This is a genomic window from Aquella oligotrophica, assembly GCF_002892535.1.
GTDB classification, from domain to species: Bacteria; Pseudomonadota; Gammaproteobacteria; order Burkholderiales; family UBA11063; genus Aquella; species Aquella oligotrophica.
The window spans coordinates 1,085,556-1,106,783 of record NZ_CP024847.1; the positions used below are offsets into that span (position 1 = coordinate 1,085,556).

21 protein-coding genes are annotated in these 21,228 nt (G+C 37.1%); 9 read left to right on the plus strand and 12 right to left on the minus strand.

The window, feature by feature from the left end; genetic code table 11:
* Window positions 1-56 precede the first annotated feature (56 nt).
* The 3 genes from CUN60_RS04990 to CUN60_RS05000 all read left to right on the plus strand — a co-directional run bounded on the left by CUN60_RS04990 (window position 57) and on the right by CUN60_RS05000 (window position 3,630).
* Complete coding sequence (locus CUN60_RS04990; RefSeq protein ID WP_102950972.1) at window positions 57-1,154, plus strand: saccharopine dehydrogenase family protein; 1,098 nt, start codon at window positions 57-59, stop codon at window positions 1,152-1,154.
* A gap of 2 nt (window positions 1,155-1,156) precedes the next feature.
* Entirely contained in the window at window positions 1,157-2,662 is a 1,506-nt protein-coding gene (amaB, locus tag CUN60_RS04995; RefSeq protein ID WP_102950973.1) for an L-piperidine-6-carboxylate dehydrogenase, read from the plus strand.
* Window positions 2,663-2,823: 161 nt separating this feature from the next.
* Entirely contained in the window at window positions 2,824-3,630 is an 807-nt protein-coding gene (locus CUN60_RS05000) for a DUF1338 domain-containing protein (RefSeq protein ID WP_102950974.1), read from the plus strand.
* 89 nt (window positions 3,631-3,719) lie between these two features.
* Here the strand turns inward: CUN60_RS05000 and hypF are convergent, their stop codons facing one another.
* The 3 genes from hypF to CUN60_RS05015 all read right to left on the minus strand — a co-directional run bounded on the left by hypF (window position 3,720) and on the right by CUN60_RS05015 (window position 7,378).
* The gene (gene hypF / locus CUN60_RS05005; RefSeq protein WP_158649295.1) at window positions 3,720-5,987 is read right to left on the minus strand and encodes a carbamoyltransferase HypF; all 2,268 of its coding nucleotides are present in this window, start codon (window positions 5,985-5,987) and stop codon (window positions 3,720-3,722) included.
* 6 nt (window positions 5,988-5,993) lie between these two features.
* Window positions 5,994-6,743: a hydrogenase nickel incorporation protein HypB gene (gene hypB / locus CUN60_RS05010; RefSeq protein ID WP_102950976.1), complete on the minus strand. Its 750-nt coding sequence runs from the start codon at window positions 6,741-6,743 to the stop codon at window positions 5,994-5,996.
* 83 nt (window positions 6,744-6,826) lie between these two features.
* Window positions 6,827-7,378, minus strand: a complete 552-nt coding sequence (locus tag CUN60_RS05015) for a disulfide bond formation protein B (RefSeq protein WP_102950977.1) — start codon at window positions 7,376-7,378, stop codon at window positions 6,827-6,829.
* 385 nt (window positions 7,379-7,763) lie between these two features.
* Between CUN60_RS05015 and CUN60_RS05020 the strand changes: the two genes are divergently transcribed.
* Entirely contained in the window at window positions 7,764-8,078 is a 315-nt protein-coding gene (locus CUN60_RS05020) for a hypothetical protein (protein WP_102950978.1), read from the plus strand.
* Between the two features lie 6 nt (window positions 8,079-8,084).
* Here the strand turns inward: CUN60_RS05020 and CUN60_RS05025 are convergent, their stop codons facing one another.
* The 8 genes from CUN60_RS05025 to rpsU form a co-directional block, all read right to left on the minus strand.
* Complete coding sequence (locus CUN60_RS05025) at window positions 8,085-8,537, minus strand: regulatory protein RecX (RefSeq protein WP_102950979.1); 453 nt, start codon at window positions 8,535-8,537, stop codon at window positions 8,085-8,087.
* A gap of 60 nt (window positions 8,538-8,597) precedes the next feature.
* Window positions 8,598-9,659 carry a recombinase RecA gene (recA, locus tag CUN60_RS05030; RefSeq protein WP_102950980.1) on the minus strand — a complete coding sequence of 354 codons (1,062 nt, stop codon included), beginning with the start codon at window positions 9,657-9,659 and terminating at the stop codon, window positions 8,598-8,600.
* Between the two features lie 34 nt (window positions 9,660-9,693).
* Complete coding sequence (locus tag CUN60_RS05035; RefSeq protein ID WP_102950981.1) at window positions 9,694-10,344, minus strand: protein-L-isoaspartate O-methyltransferase family protein; 651 nt, start codon at window positions 10,342-10,344, stop codon at window positions 9,694-9,696.
* A gap of 21 nt (window positions 10,345-10,365) precedes the next feature.
* Complete coding sequence (locus CUN60_RS05040; protein ID WP_102950982.1) at window positions 10,366-10,992, minus strand: thiol:disulfide interchange protein DsbA/DsbL; 627 nt, start codon at window positions 10,990-10,992, stop codon at window positions 10,366-10,368.
* A gap of 10 nt (window positions 10,993-11,002) precedes the next feature.
* A complete protein-coding gene (locus CUN60_RS05045; protein WP_102950983.1) occupies window positions 11,003-11,551 on the minus strand; it encodes an SPOR domain-containing protein in 549 nt (182 codons plus the stop codon).
* Window positions 11,548-13,059 carry a YifB family Mg chelatase-like AAA ATPase gene (locus tag CUN60_RS05050; protein WP_102950984.1) on the minus strand — a complete coding sequence of 504 codons (1,512 nt, stop codon included), beginning with the start codon at window positions 13,057-13,059 and terminating at the stop codon, window positions 11,548-11,550. The genes CUN60_RS05045 and CUN60_RS05050 overlap by 4 nt, the downstream gene beginning before the upstream one ends.
* Before the next feature lie 3 nt (window positions 13,060-13,062).
* Window positions 13,063-13,296 carry an accessory factor UbiK family protein gene (locus CUN60_RS05055; RefSeq protein WP_102950985.1) on the minus strand — a complete coding sequence of 78 codons (234 nt, stop codon included), beginning with the start codon at window positions 13,294-13,296 and terminating at the stop codon, window positions 13,063-13,065.
* A gap of 155 nt (window positions 13,297-13,451) precedes the next feature.
* Window positions 13,452-13,664, minus strand: a complete 213-nt coding sequence (gene rpsU, locus CUN60_RS05060; RefSeq protein WP_102950986.1) for a 30S ribosomal protein S21 — start codon at window positions 13,662-13,664, stop codon at window positions 13,452-13,454.
* A gap of 284 nt (window positions 13,665-13,948) precedes the next feature.
* On the opposite strand from rpsU, the gene CUN60_RS05065 reads away from it, so the two are divergent.
* The 3 genes from CUN60_RS05065 (at window position 13,949) to CUN60_RS05075 (ending at window position 18,367) form a co-directional block, all read left to right on the plus strand.
* Window positions 13,949-15,913, plus strand: a complete 1,965-nt coding sequence (locus tag CUN60_RS05065; RefSeq protein WP_102950987.1) for an APC family permease — start codon at window positions 13,949-13,951, stop codon at window positions 15,911-15,913.
* A 104-nt stretch (window positions 15,914-16,017) separates the two neighbouring features.
* Window positions 16,018-17,736: a proline--tRNA ligase gene (locus tag CUN60_RS05070; protein WP_102950988.1), complete on the plus strand. Its 1,719-nt coding sequence runs from the start codon at window positions 16,018-16,020 to the stop codon at window positions 17,734-17,736.
* On the plus strand, window positions 17,723-18,367 hold the full coding sequence (locus CUN60_RS05075; protein WP_102950989.1) for a transglycosylase SLT domain-containing protein: 645 nt from the start codon (window positions 17,723-17,725) through the stop codon (window positions 18,365-18,367). Before CUN60_RS05070 ends, CUN60_RS05075 begins: the two co-directional genes overlap by 14 nt.
* A gap of 49 nt (window positions 18,368-18,416) precedes the next feature.
* On the opposite strand, the gene CUN60_RS05080 is transcribed toward CUN60_RS05075, so the two are convergent.
* Window positions 18,417-19,529 (minus strand): SLC13 family permease, encoded by a 1,113-nt coding sequence (locus tag CUN60_RS05080; protein ID WP_102950990.1) that lies wholly within the window; start codon window positions 19,527-19,529, stop codon window positions 18,417-18,419.
* A gap of 166 nt (window positions 19,530-19,695) precedes the next feature.
* Here CUN60_RS05080 and CUN60_RS05085 point away from each other — a divergent pair, with 166 nt between their 5' ends.
* Window positions 19,696-20,418, plus strand: coding sequence for an SDR family oxidoreductase (locus tag CUN60_RS05085; RefSeq protein WP_102950991.1), 723 nt, complete (start codon window positions 19,696-19,698; stop codon window positions 20,416-20,418).
* Window positions 20,419-21,207, plus strand: coding sequence for a TrmB family transcriptional regulator (locus tag CUN60_RS05090; RefSeq protein WP_102950992.1), 789 nt, complete (start codon window positions 20,419-20,421; stop codon window positions 21,205-21,207).
* Window positions 21,208-21,228 lie beyond the last annotated feature (21 nt).

The following is a 21,228-nucleotide window of genomic DNA, read 5'->3' on the forward strand; positions in this document are numbered from 1 at the left end:
CTAAATTGGGGTCAATTTGACATAAATTTAATTTCTAATTTTAATGGGAATCTGCTATGGCTAATAAGCACAAGATTTTAGTAATGGGGGCGGGGAAAATTGGGGTAACAGTTGCGAGTTTATTGGCTCGTACAAATGATTATGAGTCGTATTTAAGCGACATTAAAGCACCACATAAGCTACCAGAGATTGCTGGCAATCCAATTAAGTTTATTCCATCAGATATTCGTAAAACTGACGAAATCAAAAAATTTATTCTTGATAATCAAATTGAAGGGGTAATTTCTTGTTTGCCTTTCCATTTGACTATTGAAGTGGCTAAAATAGCTGCTGAGACAGGCATTCATTATTTTGACCCTACCGAAGATGTAGCAACTACTAATAAAGTATATGATCTTGCAAAAACCAGTAAAGGTTCTTTTGCACCACAGTGTGGATTAGCTCCGGGATTCATTAGTATTGCAGCTAACTCATTGACAGATGGTTTTGAAGAGATCGATCATATCAAAATGCGGGTTGGTGCATTGACTCCAAATGTGAATAATAATTTTCATTATGCATTTACTTGGTCTATTGATGGCGTAGTTAATGAATACATTCATCCATGTGTGGTAATGCAAGATGGTGAACGTAAACTTGTACCTGCTTTAGATGGATATGAGCATCTTGTTGTCGATAATGAGCATTATGAGGCATTCTTCACTTCTGGTGGTGTTGGTTCCTTAGTTGAAAGCTACTCTGGGCGTGCTAAAAATATGGATTATAAAACCATGCGCTATGTCGGGCACTGCGAAAAAATGAAATTTATCCTTCAGGATATGAATTTACGTGAAGATCCAGAACTTGCCAAGCAAATTTTAACTAAAGTTATCCCGCATACCGATCAGGATAAAGTGGTTGTATATGTATCGGTATTTGGTAAAAAGAATGGTGTATTAAGCGAAGTAACTTATACTAATACTTGCTACCCATTACAGGTTGATAATACTTTATTTACTGCGATTCAGATGACTACCGCTGCGGGTATTTGTACGATTGTCGATCTAGTAGTCCATGAGAAGAAATTATCTGGTCTAGTTAAGCAAGAGCAGGTTTCACTAAAAGAATTTTTAGCTAACCGCTTTGGTTCATATTATAAAAGTGGAGAAAAATAATAATGAATTTACTACAGAAATTAGGAATAAATGGTAATAGCCATCCTGGAACTGCAATTGGTACAGAGTGGTTAAGTAGTAGCAATTTGCTTGAATCTTTTTGTCCAAATGATGACAGTTTATTAGGTAAAGTAGAACAGACTACCCCAGAACAATTAGAAAAAGTTATCGCAGCAACTCATGCTGAATTTTTAAAATGGCGTAGCGTTCCAGCTCCCAAGCGTGGTGAGTTGATCCGTTTGATCGGTGATAAACTACGTGAGCATAAAGATGCACTTGGAACCTTGGTTTCACTTGAAATGGGTAAATCAAAGCAAGAAGGTGATGGCGAGGTTCAGGAAATGATCGATATGGCTGACTTTGCGGTTGGTCAGGCTCGTATGCTCTATGGTCTTAGCATGCATTCTGAGCGTCCATTACACCGGATGTATGAACAGTGGCAGCCATTAGGCGTCGTTGGAGTCTTATCGGCATTTAATTTTCCGGTTGCGGTATGGGCATGGAATGCTTTCTTAGCTGCGATTTGTGGTAATACTGTAATCTGGAAACCATCACCAAAAACGCCACTCTGTTCAGTTGCTGTCCATAAAATCTGTGTGGATGTCTTCAAAGAGCATGGCTATGGCGCGGTTTTTTCATTAATCAACACAACTGATATTGAATTGTCACGTAAATTTATCGATGATAGCCGGATTCCACTTGTGTCATTTACTGGCTCTACTCCGGTTGGGCGTGAAGTTGGTGCTCGTTTGGCACAGCGGTTTGCTCGTTCTATCCTAGAGCTTGGTGGTAATAATGCGGTTATTATTGATGAATCTGCTGATTTGAAAACTGCAATTCCGCCATTGGCATTTGCTGCGATTGGTACTGCCGGACAACGTTGTACAACCTTGCGTCGTTTGATTGTCCATGAGAGCTTATATAAAACTGTGGTGGATAGCCTAGTTGCTGCTTATAAACAGTTAAAAATTGGTGATCCAACTGATCCATCGAATCATATGGGGCCATTAATTGACCGTGATGCCGTAGCTAACTACGAAAAAGCAATTGCTGCGGTTAAAGCTAAGAATGGCAAAATCGCATATGGTGGCAATGTAATCAAAGGTAATTATGTAGAGCCGACAATTGTTGAAGCAAATCCAGATTGGGATATTGTTAATCACGAAACTTTTGCTCCGATTTTGTATGTTATGCCATATAAGACTTTGGATGAGGCGATTGCAATTAATAATCAGGTTATCTATGGTTTATCTTCGGCTATATTTACGACTAATCTACGGGTCGCTGAAGAGTTTCTATCTACTCGTGGTAGTGATTGTGGTATTGCCAATGTGAATATCGGTACTTCAGGTGCTGAGATTGGTGGCGCTTTCGGTGGTGAAAAAGCTACTGGTGGTGGTCGTGAAGCTGGTTCTGATTCGTGGAAGGCATATATGCGGAGACAAACAACCACGATTAATTATGGGACGGCGTTGACATTGGCTCAAGGTATCCAATTCAACATTTAACTCAAATATATTCAATTCTCAAGGGGTGTTACGGCACTCCTTGCCTACTAATTTGTAGACGTCGTCGTTTGTGCCTACTTGAGAAATTGAATCTGATTTGAGTTATCAGTTATTAATGTTGGATAGTTGGGTTTAAAGATTAAATAAAGTGATGGAGATATATGATGAATAAAATTGAACTGGTTTTTGATAAACTTTGGCAGCAATACACGGAAGAAAGTCCGGAAGCTTTAAAGATTTATAATCTTTTTAAAGAAAATGGTGAAGATAATATAGTTAATGATCATGTGGCATTTAGAACTTTTGATGATCCACGAGTAGATGTAGATACGCTTGGTAAATTTTTTATTGAACTTGGTTATGAAGAGAAAGGCGATTATCACTTTCCGGTGAAAAAACTTTATGCTAAGCACTATGAGCATAAATCAGATGCTACTATGCCAAAGGTCTTTATTAGTCATTTACTGACAAAAGAGTTTAGTGCACTTGTCCAGGAACAAGCTAAATTATGCGTTGATCAAATTGCTACCAGTGAATTAAATAGCATTGAGCTATTATCTTCAGGAGTACATTGGGATCTTGATTATGATGTGTATCAGAAGCTACTAGCTGAGTCTGAATATGCTGCATGGATGTACGTATTTGGCTTCAGGGCTAATCACTTTACGGTTTTTGTTAATCATCTGAAAACACTGAAGAGTGTTGAAGAGATTAATCAGTTTCTTAAAGCCAAAGGTTTAACCTTAAATAGTTCTGGTGGTGAGATCAAGGGCACTCCGGCAGAGTTACTTGAGCAATCAAGTACTATGGCGAATAAAGTACCAGTAAAATTTCGTCAAGGAACATTTGAAGTGTTAAATAGTTATTATGAGTTTGCGCGCAGATACCCAGATGCAAGCGGTAAATTATATACTGGCTTTATTGCAGCATCAGCTGATAAGATCTTTGAAAGTACTAATGTTAAGTGATTGTAAAATTAATATTTTTAAATGTCTAAAAGAAGCCATGAGTCATGGCTTCTTTTAATTGAAGATAATTAGTAACTGCTCGTACTATTTTAGGTTAACTTTTTTATTCCATACCATGCCTGACCAAAACTAATACATTCGTCATTTAATGGCAAATCTTTCGGGATTAATAATTCCAGTGTCGAATGCTGAAATTTATCACTAATCATGCTTAATAAATAAGGGCTTTGCCAGCAGCCACCGGATAATGCAATCTGATTAATCCGATGCAATGATGCGTGATATACGATCCATTTATCAAGAAGTGTAGTTAGACTACCATAAAATAAATTTATCGCTTTTTGGCGATTGTTTTCAGTTACTCCAATAGTATAAACTCTTCTTATCAAAGTGGCTACATCCGGTTTCCCATCTGCGGTTAATCTGACTATGTCAAAATCTGTTTCGGGCATGCTTACCATGCTTTCAAGGAGCATTGCGGCATTTGCTTCATAATCATTAATAGCCATAACTCCCAGTAGGGCGGCAACTCCAGAAAAAATACGTCCCATAGCTGTAGTTTTGGGCGTATTGCCATCTTTTAGAATTTCCAGAATTATGTTAGCATTAGGTTGCTTTAAAAGATACTCTGGTATAGGCAAATCATACTGAATACACATCGCAAGCGCCAAGCGCCACGGTTCTTTCTCCGCCAGATCTCCACCTATCGACATTAATTCAGGTAATTGGGAGATAGTTTTAAACTGTAGAGTTTTAAAATCAAACTCGATTAATTCGCCACCTAACGCTTCACCATTATTACCATAGCCATAGCCATCAAGAATACAGCCAAGGATTCGCTGTTCAAGAAGGTAACCATAGCTTTCAAATTCGCCAAGAACGGCAGCAAAATGTGCATTATGATGTTGAAGCTTCAATACTGGTAGCCCAGATTCAGTAGCAAATTGACTGGTATAAAAATCAGGATGTAGATCGCAAACGATTAATTCTGGCTTAACGGTGTAAAGCTGGCAATAATACTGATAAATTTTCTGGTAATAGTCAATTACCGGAAGCTGTTTTAGATCACCAATATATTGCGAAATATGAATTTTGTTATTTTTACTGAAGCTTAATGTTGCTTTTAAGCTAGCACCAACGCCTAAAACCTGAGGTAGTTCATAATTGAAGCTATAATTTAGTGGGGTAAGTCCTCGGGCATGCCGAAGCATTATTTTATGTTTACCTGCCATCCTCATCACACTATCATCAACGGGAACGGTTATTTCGCGATTATGGCTAATTATATAATCAGCAATGTCAGACAATGCTTCTTGTGCCAACATATCATCAGTAATAATCGCTTCACCAGATAGATTGGCACTAGTTACAATTAATAATTTATCATTTGGTTTTTCTAGCCATTCATAGCCACTAGGTTTTCCAAGAAGATAATAAAATAGCAAATAGTAAGCCGGACTATGGGCAAGCATGATACCGAGTGTATCTAGTTCTGGAGCAATATTTGCCGGAAGTGGAGAATGTTTCTTTTGTTTTAAAATGACGATTGGATTAGGATTAGTTTCAAGTAATGCTGCTTCTTGTGCATTTACTTCTGCATAGTTATAGCGAATAGAGATTGTATTTAATGCCATGACAGCGAGCGGCTTCTTAGCGCGCTTTTTTGCCGTTCTTAGTCTTGAAATTACTTCGCTATTTTTTGCGTCCGCGATAAGGACGTAACCTCCAGTTCCTTTTAGTGCAATTATTTTTCCATCTTGGATATAGTTTGCTACTTTCTCCAGCTCCATATTATAGCTGGGGCCACAGACTTTACAACAGCTGGTTTCAGCATGATAACGCCGATTTGCCGGATTATTATAATCATCATTACAGTTTCTGCAAAGTTCAAAATCTTTGTAGCTAGTATTGATTCTATCATAGGGTAGATTTTTGATTATCGTATAGCGTGGGCCGCAATTAGTACAGCTAATAAAAGGGTAGAGATAATAGCGACTCTCTGGATTAAATAATTCAATCAAACAGTCGCTACAGATTTTACAGTCTGGAGCAATCCTTGTCTGGCTAATATTGCCTGCGATACTATCTAGGATGTGGAAGTCGGTAATTGCAGTTGATAGATGGTATTCTTCACAGCTAATTGAATCAATTATAGCTAATGGCGGTAGGGAATTACTTAATTCGCGAATAAAGCTACTTGCATCTAGTGACGAAATAACGATTTCAACACCATTTCCAGTATTTTTTATCCAACCTTTTAGCCCCAATCTATTTGCTAGACGATAAACGCTAGGGCGAAAACCGACTCCCTGCACCAATCCATTGATAATGAGCCGGGTTGCCAAATTCTGATTCACAATTATTCAGGCATAAAATTGCTGTGCTGTTGCCAACCAGTTAAACCAGTTAGTAAGGCTATTTGGATCATTGACCGATAGCGGAATTATTTTTGCTTTTGAGTTAATTTTTTGAATGTTTGTAATACATTGCTCTAGATCAAATTTCAGATATGGTAATAAATCTGTCTTGGTAATAATGACTAATTCCGCACCAAGAAACATATCTGGGTATTTTAGTGGTTTATCTTCGCCTTCAGTTACCGAAATAAGTACAACTTTGGCATGTTCACCAAGATCAAATAGCGCCGGACAAATCAGATTGCCCACATTTTCAATAAATACATAGCTATTATTCTCAATATCTAGATGTTCTAAAGCATGTCCGACCATATGACCATCAAGATGGCAGGCTTTGCCAGTATTTATCTGATAGGCATTTGCACCAGCCTTACGGATTCGGTCAGCATCAAGCTCAGTGTGTTGATCGCCCTCGATTACATTGATTTTATGTTTTTTGCTTAGTTGCTTAATTGTTTCTTCAAGCAAGGTAGTTTTACCTGAGCCTGGACTTGAAACTAGATTTAGTGCCAATGCGTTTTTTGATTTGAAGAATAGACGATTCTGGTTTGCAAATTGCTTATTTTCTGCAAGAATTTCTGCTTCAAGATTTATTACATCTTTGTGCTGATGCGGTTCGTGATGGTGCGTATGATCATGATTATGATGGTGGTGATGAGTATTAGTATCATCACCACAGCCACAGGTTACACACATGATTTTTCCTTGTTAGTTTATTATAATTAAATTGTATCATATAAGCATTATAAATAACAAGGTTATGCGCGTAATTAAGTTCGTTAACGATGTAATAAATCAAGTAGCCAGTAGCTATGCGGATCACTTGGGCATGAGTATATTCCACATTCAACGAAAGTACTAATGGTATTTGCAAATAAAGTTAAGAAAAGTAATGCTATGATTAATTTTAATATTAGTGTTGGCTTATTTTGATTGTTGCTTATATTGTTACTAATTAATCCAGCAATACAGCAATAAATAATAATTAGTACCGTAAAGATAAAATTCCAGCTATACATATGTAAACCAAATACTGGACTACCATAAGAACCACTACCGGGAACAATATGGCGGACAATAAATTCCAGACTTATTGCCATTTGGATTAATCCTGCAATTATTACTAGAAAATAATTTTTCGTATTACGTGATAAAAGGAGATTAGCCAATAAGCCAAAGCTCATTGCATACACTCCCATTCGAGACATGACGCACATTGCACATGGCAGATCATTTACCGTAAATTGGTAAGAAAATGCAATTAGAAGTGTAGTACAAAGGGCTACAATGATTAGCATATCAAAAAAATTCAGTAATTTATTATAGTTCATGGTCTATTCCTAAAAATTTACATTGGCAACATGATGGATTGTATGCGGTATGAAAATTGCTAGCCACAAGATTAGGAATATTCCAAAAAGAGTATAAGAAAGGTATTTTGTTCTATTATATAGAGTAAAAAATATTATGTTTAATAAAATAAATAGTAATAGTGGCATGATAAATTCCTAACGAATTATTGTAATAAGAGTTATTTTAACGCCGTTAGGATAAATTTTGAAATAGAAGAAATCACTATTGCTTGCTAAAAATCTTCTTACTATATGATAGAATCTCCTTTTCTAAATCATTCTGCTTGTGGAAAGCTTGGAGTGGATGTGTTAATATTAATTAGCTTAACTGGTAGCGGTATTATATTGTAATATAAATAAAATTATGATTAAATTGAAAAAATATTTTGTGCTTATTTTGGGCTTGATAATTCCATTTTACAGTTGGGCATTATTAAATAACTTATTTAGCTCAGATAGTGAGTCAGGTAATGGTATCTTACAACGTAGAGTACATCAAGAACGAGTTTCTTCTGAAACCAAAGCAGCAGCAAAAACTGCAGCATGTGTTACGGTTGGTAGGGTTGTTTGCCCAGAGATAAAAGGGGCTGTGTATCTAAAAAATCAGCTTCTTGAGTCTGCATCTAAAACTAAGGAAAGTGAATTAAAACATGAATCAAACGAAATTCAAAATAAATAATTGTACTTATGCCTCATATGCTTGTGAAAGTGCCTGATTTATAATTTCGTAGCTAAAACCACGATTAAGAAGAAAACGTAAGTATTTGGCTCGCTCCTTGCTATCCTGTGGTGGGGAAGGGTACTTCTTGATGAGTTGTTGGCAGGCAATTTGAAGTTCGTTAATTTCAGCTTTATTATATATGTCATCAATTAAATCTGAATTGCTAACTTTACTACCTAATAAATATCTAATTTTTTTGCTACCAAATTTCCGGCTTTTACTATTTATGAAGGCTTCTATATATCGTTCTTCATTTAAAAAATTTTTACTTACCATTTCATCAAGAACGCTACGAATAGCTATTTCATCATCAGTATAGTTACTTAATTTATTAAATAATTCCAGGTATGAATAATCACGCCTAGAAAGGAAATCAAGCGCTTTGGCACGAAGGTTTAATTCTGGTTTTTTATGCATAGTATTTGTTAGTGGAGCAAATAATTATAATGGCGTAACATTTGTTACGCCATTTGTGAATTACTCATCCATACCTTCAGCATCGGTACTGGCATCAATTTCTCGCTCTGCATGTGGTACATCACCCACAGCAAGTCCGGAAAGAGAACGTACTTTTGCCTCTACTTCATCCGCTATAGCTGGATTTTCTCTCAGAAACTCGCGTACATTTTCTTTACCCTGACCAATTTTTTGCCCATTATAGCTATACCATGCACCTGATTTTTCCACAAGGTTATTGGAAACACCGAGGTCGATTACTTCACCAAGTCTTGAAATACCCTCACCGTATAGAATTTCAAAATCAGCTTGCTTGAATGGTGGCGCAACTTTATTTTTAACTACCTTAACCCTGGTTTCATTACCAAGGATATCTTCGCCTTTTTTGATGCTACCTACCCGGCGAATATCAAGACGAATTGAAGCATAAAATTTTAACGCATTTCCACCAGTTGTGGTCTCAGGCGAACCAAACATAACTCCAATTTTCATCCTGATCTGATTAATAAAAATCACCAGCGTATTAGTCCGTTTGATATTAGCTGTAAGTTTGCGTAATGCTTGTGACATCAGTCTTGCCTGTAAGCCCATGTGGCTATCACCCATTTCGCCTTCCAATTCAGCCTTAGGTGTTAGTGCAGCTACCGAGTCAACCACGATTACATCAATTCCGCCGCTTCTAACTAGCATGTCAGCAATCTCTAGTGCCTGCTCACCAGTATCTGGCTGTGAAATTAATAATTCATCTACCTTAACCCCAAGCTTGCGTGCATATACTGGATCAAGTGCATTTTCTGCATCAATATAAGCACAAGTTCCACCAATTTTTTGCATTTGGGCAACGACTGAAAGACATAAAGTTGTTTTACCTGATGACTCCGGTCCGAAAATCTCAACAATGCGTCCACGCGGTAATCCACCTACACCTAGTGCTAAATCAAGTCCAAGAGACCCTGTGGAAACAACTTGAAGATCTTTTTCTACCTGTTTGTCGTCCATGCGCATGATAGAACCTTTACCAAATTGTTTCTCAATTTGGGCTAATGCTACCTGTAGTGCTTTTGCTTTGTCGTTATCAGCCATAATTTTTCCTATAAAGCTTGATTAATTATATATATTAAAATCTGAATTGACTTTGGTATGCACCAGTTAATTCATCAACAACTGTTTCAAAAATCTGTTTTTCAATAAATTCATTTTCTGCTACCTTGGTGATATGTACCGCATGCATTGCTGGCTTAATCCCATTAATAGCGATTAAATGTCCACCTACTCGCAACTGTTGTTTCAAGGTTTGGGGAATAGCAGGTAGTGCGCCACCAATTAGAATTTTGTCAAAAGGAGCTTTGGTAGCTAAACCATTTAAGCCATCACCTTCAATTACACTAACATTTTTGATTCCTGCCCGAGTAAGATTACTTATCGCAAACTCCTTGTTTACAGCATTTATATCAATGCTATACACAAAATCAGCGAGCTTAGCTAAAATAGCAGTTACATAACCACTTCCAGTCCCTATTTCTAGGACTTTATCCTTTTTACTAAGATTTAACTCTTGCAATAGTCTTGCTTCTACTCGCGGGAACAGCATTTTTTGTCCACCTGGTAGGGGAATTTCAACATCAGAAAATGCTATAGCCTTATATTCGGGGCTTACAAACTCCTCGCGTTTTACTTCAGCTAGCATACTCATTACATTTTCATCAAATACATTCCATGGTCTAATTTGTTGCTCAACCATATTAAATCTGGCTTGTTCAAAATTCATTTGGTACTCCTTGAGTGGTAATTATTTGATTTTTTGTTCTTTTTTAGCTTTATCAACCAAAGCCTGAATTACCTGAATCAATTGTGCCGGTTGCGCTGGCTTGGTCATATATTTATTGGCAACAACAAAAGTTGGTGTACCAGTAATATTATAAGCTTGCGTGTATTGGGCATATTCTTGGGGTTTGGTGCTTATTGCAAATGAGTTATAAGTTGCCATAAATTTACTCGGATCAACAATTTTTTTATTTGCATTTAAGAAGGCTTGTAATTGCTTCGGGTCTTCCAAATTTTGGTGTTGGTTCATTACCGCGTCAAATACTTTTTGGCTAAAATTTGTTCCAAGATTCATGCTTTGTGCTGTAGCACATAGCTTGGCATAACCTCGAAAGTTATTTTCCCACACTACTTGTACCCGATTAAAATCAACGTTTTTTGCTGTTGTAAGCCATTGATCAAGACTTGGTTCAAGGATTGAACAGTGAATACACGCGTATGAAAAATACTCGGTTACATTTACTTTACCTGGTTTTGTTGGAACTGATTTTGCTGGTGGGGTTATGACGGTATAATCCGTCCCTTCTTTTATTGCAATATCTGCATTAGCAAAGGTTACAAATCCAATTAGGGCGATTAATAAATTTTTCATGTGATTCTCCTTACTGACTCAAGTTAATTATTGTACCATCAATTTCCTGCTGTTTTAGCTGGTCTAGAATTTCTTCTGCTTGTGCTTCACTTTCAAATGGTCCCATAATTACTTTATTTATGGTTTTTCCATTTTCCTGCCGCTGACGAATTTTTACACTATAGCCAAGTAAAGCCATTTTTGCTTTCAAATTATTTGCCAAATCTGGTTCACTAAATGCGCCTACTTGAATAATATATCCTTGTGGTTTGGCTGTGGCAGCTGAAGCCTCAGGCTTTGGATTGATATCTTTCTTACCTTGCAAGACATCGTAAAAGTCATAATTGGGTGCAGATGCTTCCTGTTTTTCATTTTGCTGGTTGGCTATAGGCTGCGTCTGAATATTGGCTGCCTGCATTTTTGTTCCCGGAGCAAGCATTAATGGTGCTGAACTATTTGATTGGCTATTGTTATTTCCGATAATTCCCTTATCGACAAAAGGATTTGGGGCTTTATTCAGATAATATGCAACTCCACCTGCGATGGCTATGCCTAATAATAATCCAATGATAAATCTCATTTTGCTTGAATACTCCGTTTATACTGACTTGCCTGAGCAATATGGCTTACGTTTATATTTTCTTGTTCGTCAAGATCTGCAATCGTCCGTGCTACTTTTAACATTCTATAGTAACTTCGTGCAGACATCCCATTTTTTTCTATAATTTGTTGAACTAAATTTTTGGTTTTCTGATCCATTAAACAGTAGTTTTCAACTTCTGTATTACTTAATTCATAATTTAATTTATTTTGTCGCTTATGTTGGGCATTCCTTGCTGTTATTACCCGTTGTGCTATCTCACTCGATTTCTCACCATCTGGTAAATTTTGCAATTCATGAACTGTAACTAATGGTACCTCCACTACTAGATCAATTCTATCCAAAAGTGGTGCTGAAATTTTTGATTTATAACGGTTTATCTGTTCAATTGAGCATTGGCAGCTTTTTTGTGGATGTCCGTTATTGCCACAAGGGCAGGGGTTCATTGCCGCAATTAATTGAAAATCAGCTAGATATTCTACCTTATGCCTAGCTCGTGCAATATTAATTTTTTTGGTTTCTAACGGTTCCCGTAATACTTCAAGCACTGTGCGATCAAATTCTGGTAGTTCATCTAAAAATAATATCCCACCATGGGCAAGACTTATCTCTCCAGGCTTAGGAATTGTTCCGCCACCAACTATCGCAGTAGCAGATGAAGAATGGTGTGGCTGACGAAATGGTACCTGCCGCCAGTTTTTTGGGTCAAATTTTCCATTACTCAAAGAAAGTAGTGATGCGCTGGCAATAGCTTCTTTATGCTCCAGTTTGGGTAGGATTGAAGTAATCCGGCTTGCCAGCATTGATTTACCACAACCGGGATTACCTATCATCAGCAATGAGTGCCTGCCAGCAGCAGCTATTTCTAATGCTTTTTTTGTGGCGACTTGTCCTTTAACTTCAGAAAAATCTGCTAGAAAAGCTAAATTCAGATCATTGCTATTAAAATCTGCTGTAGCCTTTTCAATAACTATCTTATTTTCGAGGAAGTTGCATACTTCGAGGAGTGACTCTGCTCCAAAACAGGGAGTTGTTTCGGCAAGAGATGCTTCTTCTGCGCTTGATTTTGGTAAAATAAACTGTCTGGCATCATTGCCAATACCAAAAGCTATGGCTAACGCCCCATTTACGTGTCTTAGACCGCCATCAAGGGCAAGTTCTCCGGCAAATTCATACTGGTTTAATTCAGACTTTGGTTTGATGAGTCCACTGGCAATCATGATGCCAAGTGCAATTGGTAAATCATAACGACCAGAGTCTTTTGGCAAGTCTGCTGGTGCTAAATTAACAGTAATCCTTCGTGCTGGGAAATCAAATCCAGAATTTTGAATTGCCGAGCGAACACGGTCGCGGCTTTCACGTACCTCAGTATCTGCAAGTCCAACAATTGAGAAGCTTGGTAAGCCACTCGCTACGTGCACTTCTACCGTTACTTGTGGTGCAGACATTCCTGTCAATGCTCGGGAATATAGCTTAGCAATAGACATTAACTATTTATTCAATTCAAGAGTTTTAATTGCCTGCTCCAACTCATCCAGCTTCATTCGTGTTTGTAATAAAACTTTTTGTTGGATATCAAACTCCTCTCTACTTACCAAATCAAGCTTTTCAAAGCTGGCTTGTAATATGGCTTTCAGGTTGCTTTCCAGATCATGGAATGGACTAGCTTTTATTGTCTCTGAAATCTGTTTGGTGATTTTTTCCAAAATTTGTTCTTTTAACATATTTTTACATTTATAGAATTGGTTAGATAAATATTATGCTTAATACACTGGATTTTACCATGTCTGAGGTATTTGAACAATTTTGCTATGCGTTTAATCGGTATTTATAAATGATGTAAATAAAAAAAGCTGCATTTTTATGCAGCTTTAATTTTTTAGCGACCACGTCTTGGTAACATTTGTGATCTAATTTTCTTATAATGACGTTTTACAGCAGCAGCCATTTTTCTTTTGCGTTCTGTAGTCGGTTTTTCATAACATTCACGAGAGCGTAATTCGGTTAGGGTACCAGCTTTTTCTACTGATTTTTTAAAACGACGTAATGCTACTTCAAAATTTTCTGTATCACGGACTTTAACTTCAGGCATTTTTATTCCTTAAATTTATGTTTTTATAATTATACTTAATAATGTTTTTTGTTTTTTGTAAAATTTAATCTGGTTTTATTTGTCAGATTTTATTTTCTGACCATTGGAAATAAAATCACCCCCTCCGGTGTTTGATAATTGATTTTGAGTCGCGATTATATTATACTTTCATCATCTTGTCAAGCTTAAAATTCAAATGAATGTTTGAATAGGCTAGCAAAGGTGGTATGTATAGTATAATAGTGTACAAAATTAAGAAATCTCGGTTTGTTAAGGAATTATTTATGCGCTGGTTGAGGTGGTTAAAATCTTTGATTATTGGTAAGCCATTGGATGCTTTAAACCCTAAGGTTAAAGATCATATTGCTTTAATTGCTGTCATTGCTTGGATTGGTCTTGGAGCTGATGGGTTATCTTCTTCTGCATATGGTCCAGAAGAAGCTTATTTGGCATTGGGGACTCATACCGATATTGCAATTTTTCTCGCTTTTGCTACAGCTTTTACGGTTTTTTTAATTTCTTTTGCCTATAATCAGGTCATTGAACTCTTTCCTTCTGGTGGAGGTGGTTATAAAGTTGCTACACATCTTTTGGGGCCAAAAGCTGGGGTAGTATCTGGTTGTGCCTTGATAATTGACTATATTTTGACAATTGCGGTATCCGTAGCTAGTGGTGTTGATGCTGTATTTAGTTTGCTTCCTACTTGGTGGCTTGAATATAAGATTGAAGTTGAGATTGCGATAATCGTAATGTTAATGGTACTAAACCTACGCGGAATGAAAGAGTCAATCCGGGTTTTAATTCCATTATTTTTGGGCTTCCTTATTACACATGTGGTGATTATTCTTGTAGGTATTCTTTTTCATGCTAATAGCCTTGGTGAGATATTACCTAATGCAAGTCATGAAGCAAGTAAAATGTCAGCTTCCATAGGTACTTTTGCTGCCATAGCTATTTTTCTTCGTGCATACTCACTGGGTGGTGGTACTTATACTGGGCTAGAAGCTGTTTCAAATAACGTTAATATCTTAGCAGAACCACGCGTTCGAACTGGTAAATTTACCATGCTTTATATGGCAGTATCACTTTCCTTCACCGCTGGTGGGATTATCGTATTATACTTGCTATGGCATGCTGAGCCGGTATATGGGCAAACGCTTAATGCGGTAGTATTTGATAAAATTCTTGCCGAAGTAGGCTTTAATCATCACTGGTTACCTGTAATCCTGTTTTTTGAGGCAGCTTTATTATTTGTTGGTGCTAATACTGGCTTTCTTGGTTGCCCAGCAGTTATGGCTAATATGGCGGTTGACAAATGGCTACCTCGGCAGTTTCGTGAGCTTTCTGGACGTTTAGTTACGCAAAATGGGGTGTTAATTTCTGGTATTGCTGCGATAATAATTCTCCTTTGGGCTCGTGGTCGAGTCTCTACCCTAGTTGTTCTATACAGTATTAACGTATTTTTAACATTTTCGCTTTCTCTACTAGGATTATGCGTTTACTGGATAAAAAGTCGTCGTGAAAAACCAATTTGGTTACGTAAATTTATAGTTGCTGTTATCGGATTCGTTGTTTGTGCATCTATTTTGGTTGTAACTACAGTTGAAAAATTTACTGAAGGTGGTTGGTTAACTGTAGTGATTACTGCGTTTACTATTGGAATTTGTTTTTTTGTCCGCGATCATTATCGTAAAGTTGGAGCAAAACTTAAAGATGCAGATCATCTATTTGCCTCACACTTTAAATATACTGATTTAGATAATGCCAAATTATTATCTGTTGAGGATCATCAGCAGAAAACCGCAGTATTTTTTGTAACCAAACACTATGGAGCTGGTTTACATACTTTACTCTGGGTACAAAGAATATTCCCTGGAGTCTTCAAAAATTTTGTTTTTATCACATCTGGTGAAATTGATTCTGAATCATTTGCCAATGAAGAGATTTTTAAGAAAAAGTATCGTCAGAATTTGAACCGGATTATTGATGGTTACCGTTATTTTTGTACCATGCATGATCTGCCTTCAGCTGGGTATTTTAGTTATGGTGTCAATGGGCTAGATGAATTAATCAGCTTATCTGAACAGATTCAGATTGATTACCCTGATTGCGTATTCTTTGGTGGTAAATTAGTATTTGTCGATGAGAGCTGGTGGACTAGGATATTACATAATAATACTATTAACTTGTTACAGCGACAGCTACATTTGCGCGGTATGCAGATGGTTATTTTGCCAATGAAAATTTAGATACCTAAAATACTATTAGATAGATTAAAGTTATCTTCTCAATGAATCGGCTATAATATACGCCTTGAATCTTGATGATTTTGATAATTAAGGAATAAGTGAAGATGCGTGCATCAAAGTATTATATTGTTACAGCAAAAGAAGCTCCAAGTGAAGCAGAGTTAATCAGTCATAAATTAATGTTACGGGCTGGTTTGATAAAGAGATTATCGAGTGGGATCTATACTTGGCTACCGATGGGCTTAAAAATAGTTCGTAAGATTGAACGTGTTGTTCGTGAAGAGATGAATGCAATTGGTTCAATGGAAATGCTGATGCCTGCAGTACAGCCAGCAGAAATTTGGCAAGAATCAGGACGCTGGGAGTTTTATGGTAAAGAGCTTCTACGCATGAAAGATCGTCATGAGCGCGATTTCTGCCTTGGGCCTACTCATGAAGAGGTTGTAACTGATACTATACGTAAAGATGTTAAAAGTTATAAACAGTTACCTTTAAGCGTTTATCAGATTCAAACTAAATTCAGAGACGAAGTGCGTCCGCGCTTTGGTGTAATGCGTGCGCGAGAATTTGTCATGAAAGATGCTTATTCTTTTCATGCTGACTATGACTCGTTAGTAGTTCATTATAATCAAATGTACCAAGCTTATTGCAATGTTTTTAATCGTCTTGGACTTAAATTTAGACCCGTTGCTGCAGATACTGGATCAATTGGTGGAACGGGTTCACATGAGTTTCAGGTACTTGCTGATAGTGGCGAAGATATTGTTGTTTATAGTGATGAGTGTGATTACGCGGCTAATCTTGAACTTGCTGAGAGCTTGCCTAGTCGTAGTGAGCGTCCACAAAGCAAAGCTTCAATGCTGAAAGTCGCAACTCCAACCCAGAAAACTTGTGAAGAAGTCACCGAGATGCTTGGAGTTGATCTGGCTACTTCAGTTAAATCGTTAGTATTTCTTGGGGTAGATAATAAGCCGGTATTATTATTGATTCGTGGTGATGATACGCTTAATGAAATTAAAGCTGGTAAATTAAAGCAGTTAAAAGAGCCACTTGAATTTGCAAGTCAGGAAATGATCAAAGAAGCCTTTAATTGTCAGCCAGGATTTATTGGACCAGTTGGTTTTGATGGCGTAGTAATTGCAGATCGTGAAGTTGGCTTATTAGCTGATTTTGTGTGTGGTGCGAATGAAGATGGCTATCACCTAACTGGCGTTAATTTCGGAGTTGATTGTAAAGAACCTCTGATTGCTGATATCCGAAATGTACGTGAAGGTGATCCTACTCCGGATGGTAAAGGTAAGATCAAGTTATGTCGCGGTATTGAAGTTGGTCATGTTTTTCAGTTGCGTACCAAATATTCAGAAGCAATGAATGTGACTTATCTAGATCAAAATGGTAAATCTCAGTTAATGGAGATGGGCTGCTATGGTATCGGAGTTACCCGTATTCTTGGTGCATCAATTGAACAGAATAATGATGAGAGTGGAATTGTTTTCCCATTAAATATGGCTCCATTTGAATTGATTATCACTCCGGCAAATTACAACAAAAGTGAAGTGGTACGCCTAGAAGCTGATCGGCTTTATGATAAATTTAAGGCAGCGGGAATCGACGTTATCCTCGATGATCGTAACGAGCGAATCGGATTTTTACTTGCTGATAGTGAATTACTTGGCATTCCATACCGGGTAGTTGTTGGTGAGAAAACTCTTCTCGAAGGTAAAGTTGAATTATATAATCGTAAAACTAGAGAAACCGAATTGGTGGAACTAGATATGATTGTTCAAAATCTTGTAAGACAAATTGAGAATGAACGTAGCTAAACTAGTCATGGCGCTTATTTCAGGCGCCTTTTTTTATCAAAATGTTTATGCGGGAAATCAGCAGGAAGAGAAGCTTTCGGCTGATGTTCAGGCCAGTCTGCATTCGTCAATAATTAATCCAATTCAGCCACGACTGATTTTTCCAAGCCAAGAACAGGCTGATGCATGGCTAAGTGATATGTCAAATCGGCTAAAAAAATGGGTTCCGGATGATTTTATGCGTAATCGCTTATTAACCATCATTCAGTACGAATCTGTTAGGGCAGGGCTTGACCCGCAGCTAGTATTAAGTGTTATTACCGTTGAAAGCCGCTTTAACAAATATGCAATATCTAGTGCTGGAGCAATGGGAATAATGCAGGTCATGCCTTTTTGGGTGCGACAAATTGGTGCTAGTGGGCAAGATTTATTGCAGGTGCAGACGAATATTCGCTTTGGTTGTACGATTTTACGGCATTATATGCAGCTTGAGCATGGGGATGTTTATTATGCTCTTGGGCGCTATAATGGAAGCCGTGGGCAAGCAACTTATCCAAACCTTGTTTTTTCTGCCTATCAAAAATACTGGCAACCTGCTGCCGTCATGACTCTTAGTAAAAGTGGCGAAGTCAAATATATTAGTTACAACTAACTCTAGTCTCAAATAGCTTAAATAACACAGTAAGTTGGCTCTAATTATTTTATTGACCAAATAGCAATAGCAATAAACTGCTAATTGGTAAGAAAATTGCTAAGCCAGCTAGATTATATTTAATATAGGTTTGAATATAGTTGCCGGAATAAAGCGGGAAATTACGCAAATATATCCGGTAACTAATCAGGCTAGCCATTGATGCTATCATCGTGCCCATCCCACCAATATTAACTCCCCAAATTAATGCCATTTTTGCGCTGGTAAATGGTGACAGCATAATCGCAGTAGGGACATTGCTAATAAACTGGCTTAAAATAGTTGCAGTCCAGAATGTCATCATCGATCCTTTCAAGAATAATTGCAGATATTCCACGACCTCCGGGATATGTGAGATATTACCAATTACAATAAAAAATAGAATAAAAGTAATTAATAAAGAATAATCAACTTCTCTGATAATTTTAGGAACAGTAATGAGTGATATTGCAATTATAAGTAGAGTAATATTTCGGTAATCAAAAACTCGTCCAACACTTAATAAAATTGCTACAAACATAAAAATGAAGAGAATAACAATTAATGGTCGTTTTAGCCGTGGATTTTCTAAGTCTAGTTTAAATGGTGTAATTTCAATCTGCCGAGTAAGCCACCACAAAAGAGTTGTAGCCAGAAGCTGAAGAATCATCATTTGCCCAAGAAATGTCCACCACGAGTAGTGATAATAGGCATAGAGGAATAGATTTTGCGGGTTACCAAGCGGTGTAAAGCTACTACCCAGATTAGCTGCTATGGTTTGTAGGACGATTATTCGGATGGTGTTTATATTTATTTTTAGACTGATTAATAGTGTTATAGGTACAAATGTTATCAGAGCAACATCATTGGTAATAAACATGGCACTGATAGCTGATAGAAGTAGCATTATTCTGGTGAGATTCTTTTCATTACTCGCAAGATTTAGGATTTTTACGGCAATTAAGTCAAGTAATTTATAGCGCTGAAAAACTGCAACAACTATCATCAGATTAAATAGTAGGGCAATAACCTGCCAGTTTATATAATCAGCTTTAGGTAAGCCCCAGAACGAGGATATCAGCGCAGCAATTAGTAATATGCTGGTTAGTAGATTGTTTTTGGTGATTTTCCAGATATATTCCATTTTTGTATTTCAAAAATATGCTTCATTTGTGGATTAAGTGTTAAGTTTGAAGATTATTATACAGCTTTAGTCAGATAGTTTTTATAAAATTTGACTAGTATATAAAATCTATATTATAATAATGGTAGTACAAAATATACTACTATAATTTATGCAAGGAAAAAGAATGAAAAAATTAGTTGTTATTACTGGTGCTAGTTCAGGAATTGGTAAAGCTACCGCAATTCGCATGTCAGAGGCTGGGCATCCACTATTACTTTTGGCTAGAAGAATTGAGAATCTTGAAGCCTTAAATTTACCTAACATGCTATGTCGTAAGGTTGATGTAACAGATTTAAATTCGTTTCAAGCAGCAGTTGATGAAGCTGAGAAAATTTATGGTCCAGCAGATTTACTAATTAATAATGCTGGTGTTATGCTACTTGGCAATATTGCCACCCAAGATAGTACAGAATGGCAGCAAATGCTAAACATAAACGTAATGGGTGTTTTGAATGGTGTTAAAACAGTTCTTGGTAAGATGATTGCTAGGAATGAAGGGACAATCATTAATCTATCTTCAATCGCAGGTAGAAAAACCTTCCCGGATCATGCTGCTTACTGTGCGAGTAAATTTGCCGTTCATGCCCTTACTGAAAATATCCGTGGTGAAGTAGCTGGACATAATGTAAGAATGACGGTTATTGCACCGGGTGTAGTTGAGACTGAGCTTCTTTCACATACAACGGATAGTACAATTGTTGATAATTATAAAAATTGGAAAGCTAGTACCATCAAACAAGGGCTTAACCCGGATGATATTGCTCGCGCGATTGAATATGCATATAGTCAGCCGCAAAATGTTTGCATCCGTGAAATTGTGATTGCTGATACTAGGCAGGATGCATAAGTGCAAGCTCTCCTAGCTAGTCTTGAAAAACTTGGCTTAGCCAAAAGTGAGGCACTGGTTTATATTGATATTCTCCAGAATCCGGTTAGTAATGGTTCACAGATTACGAGCCGGATTAACATTCCTAAGCCTTCAGTGTATCTGGCTTTGGATAAGCTTTACCAAAAGGGGATTATTAATCTTATCCCGGGTAAATCTAAACAATATATTGCCCAAGATCCAGTAGTTGCACTTGAGCAGCTGCGGAAAGATTATAATGCGAGTATTGACAACACCTTACAAGAGATAAAAAATCTTAATCATCGTCAGAGTTATGATGAATTTATCCATGTTCAAGGTTATACTAATTTTAGTACGCAATTGTTAGCAATGATCAATAATAGCCAAAAAGAGTTATACTTACATGGAAATCTTGATTTAAATCTGTTTAGAACCGAGCTGGAAAAGGCTTCTAGTCGGGGGGTGCGGATTATAAATTATTCTTTTGGTGCTAAGTATGATTACTCATTTTTGAGTGAGAATTTTCATGATGATAAGCTCACAAGTGATAACTTTCGCTTACTAATGGTAGCAGATTATCAGGAGTGTTTGATGGCAGAGGGGGCTTCTAATCAGGATTACTTAGCGATTTATACCCGGAATATGTTTCAAGTTGGCTTGATTGCTGAAAATATCCACAATGCAATTTATTGGCTTAAACTCTATCAACAAAACCCCGGCTTTACTTATCCGTGCCGGCTGGAAACTTTGGCAGAAAAAGATATTCATCCAAGTGGCTATGTAATTTAAGCTATAGTAATAAAAAAACGA

Coding starts and splice junctions, on each gene's coding strand:
- CUN60_RS04990 (WP_102950972.1), top strand. CDS start 57: ATGGCTAATAAGCACAAGATTTTAGTAATGGGGGCGGGGAAAATTGGG.
- amaB (WP_102950973.1), top strand. CDS start 1,157: ATGAATTTACTACAGAAATTAGGAATAAATGGTAATAGCCATCCTGGA.
- CUN60_RS05000 (WP_102950974.1), top strand. CDS start 2,824: ATGATGAATAAAATTGAACTGGTTTTTGATAAACTTTGGCAGCAATAC.
- hypB (WP_102950976.1), bottom strand. CDS start 6,743: ATGTGTGTAACCTGTGGCTGTGGTGATGATACTAATACTCATCACCAC.
- CUN60_RS05015 (WP_102950977.1), bottom strand. CDS start 7,378: ATGAACTATAATAAATTACTGAATTTTTTTGATATGCTAATCATTGTA.
- CUN60_RS05020 (WP_102950978.1), top strand. CDS start 7,764: ATGATTAAATTGAAAAAATATTTTGTGCTTATTTTGGGCTTGATAATT.
- CUN60_RS05025 (WP_102950979.1), bottom strand. CDS start 8,537: ATGCATAAAAAACCAGAATTAAACCTTCGTGCCAAAGCGCTTGATTTC.
- recA (WP_102950980.1), bottom strand. CDS start 9,659: ATGGCTGATAACGACAAAGCAAAAGCACTACAGGTAGCATTAGCCCAA.
- CUN60_RS05035 (WP_102950981.1), bottom strand. CDS start 10,344: ATGAATTTTGAACAAGCCAGATTTAATATGGTTGAGCAACAAATTAGA.
- CUN60_RS05040 (WP_102950982.1), bottom strand. CDS start 10,992: ATGAAAAATTTATTAATCGCCCTAATTGGATTTGTAACCTTTGCTAAT.
- CUN60_RS05045 (WP_102950983.1), bottom strand. CDS start 11,551: ATGAGATTTATCATTGGATTATTATTAGGCATAGCCATCGCAGGTGGA.
- CUN60_RS05050 (WP_102950984.1), bottom strand. CDS start 13,059: ATGTCTATTGCTAAGCTATATTCCCGAGCATTGACAGGAATGTCTGCA.
- CUN60_RS05055 (WP_102950985.1), bottom strand. CDS start 13,296: ATGTTAAAAGAACAAATTTTGGAAAAAATCACCAAACAGATTTCAGAG.
- rpsU (WP_102950986.1), bottom strand. CDS start 13,664: ATGCCTGAAGTTAAAGTCCGTGATACAGAAAATTTTGAAGTAGCATTA.
- CUN60_RS05065 (WP_102950987.1), top strand. CDS start 13,949: ATGCGCTGGTTGAGGTGGTTAAAATCTTTGATTATTGGTAAGCCATTG.
- CUN60_RS05070 (WP_102950988.1), top strand. CDS start 16,018: ATGCGTGCATCAAAGTATTATATTGTTACAGCAAAAGAAGCTCCAAGT.
- CUN60_RS05075 (WP_102950989.1), top strand. CDS start 17,723: ATGAACGTAGCTAAACTAGTCATGGCGCTTATTTCAGGCGCCTTTTTT.
- CUN60_RS05080 (WP_102950990.1), bottom strand. CDS start 19,529: ATGGAATATATCTGGAAAATCACCAAAAACAATCTACTAACCAGCATA.
- CUN60_RS05085 (WP_102950991.1), top strand. CDS start 19,696: ATGAAAAAATTAGTTGTTATTACTGGTGCTAGTTCAGGAATTGGTAAA.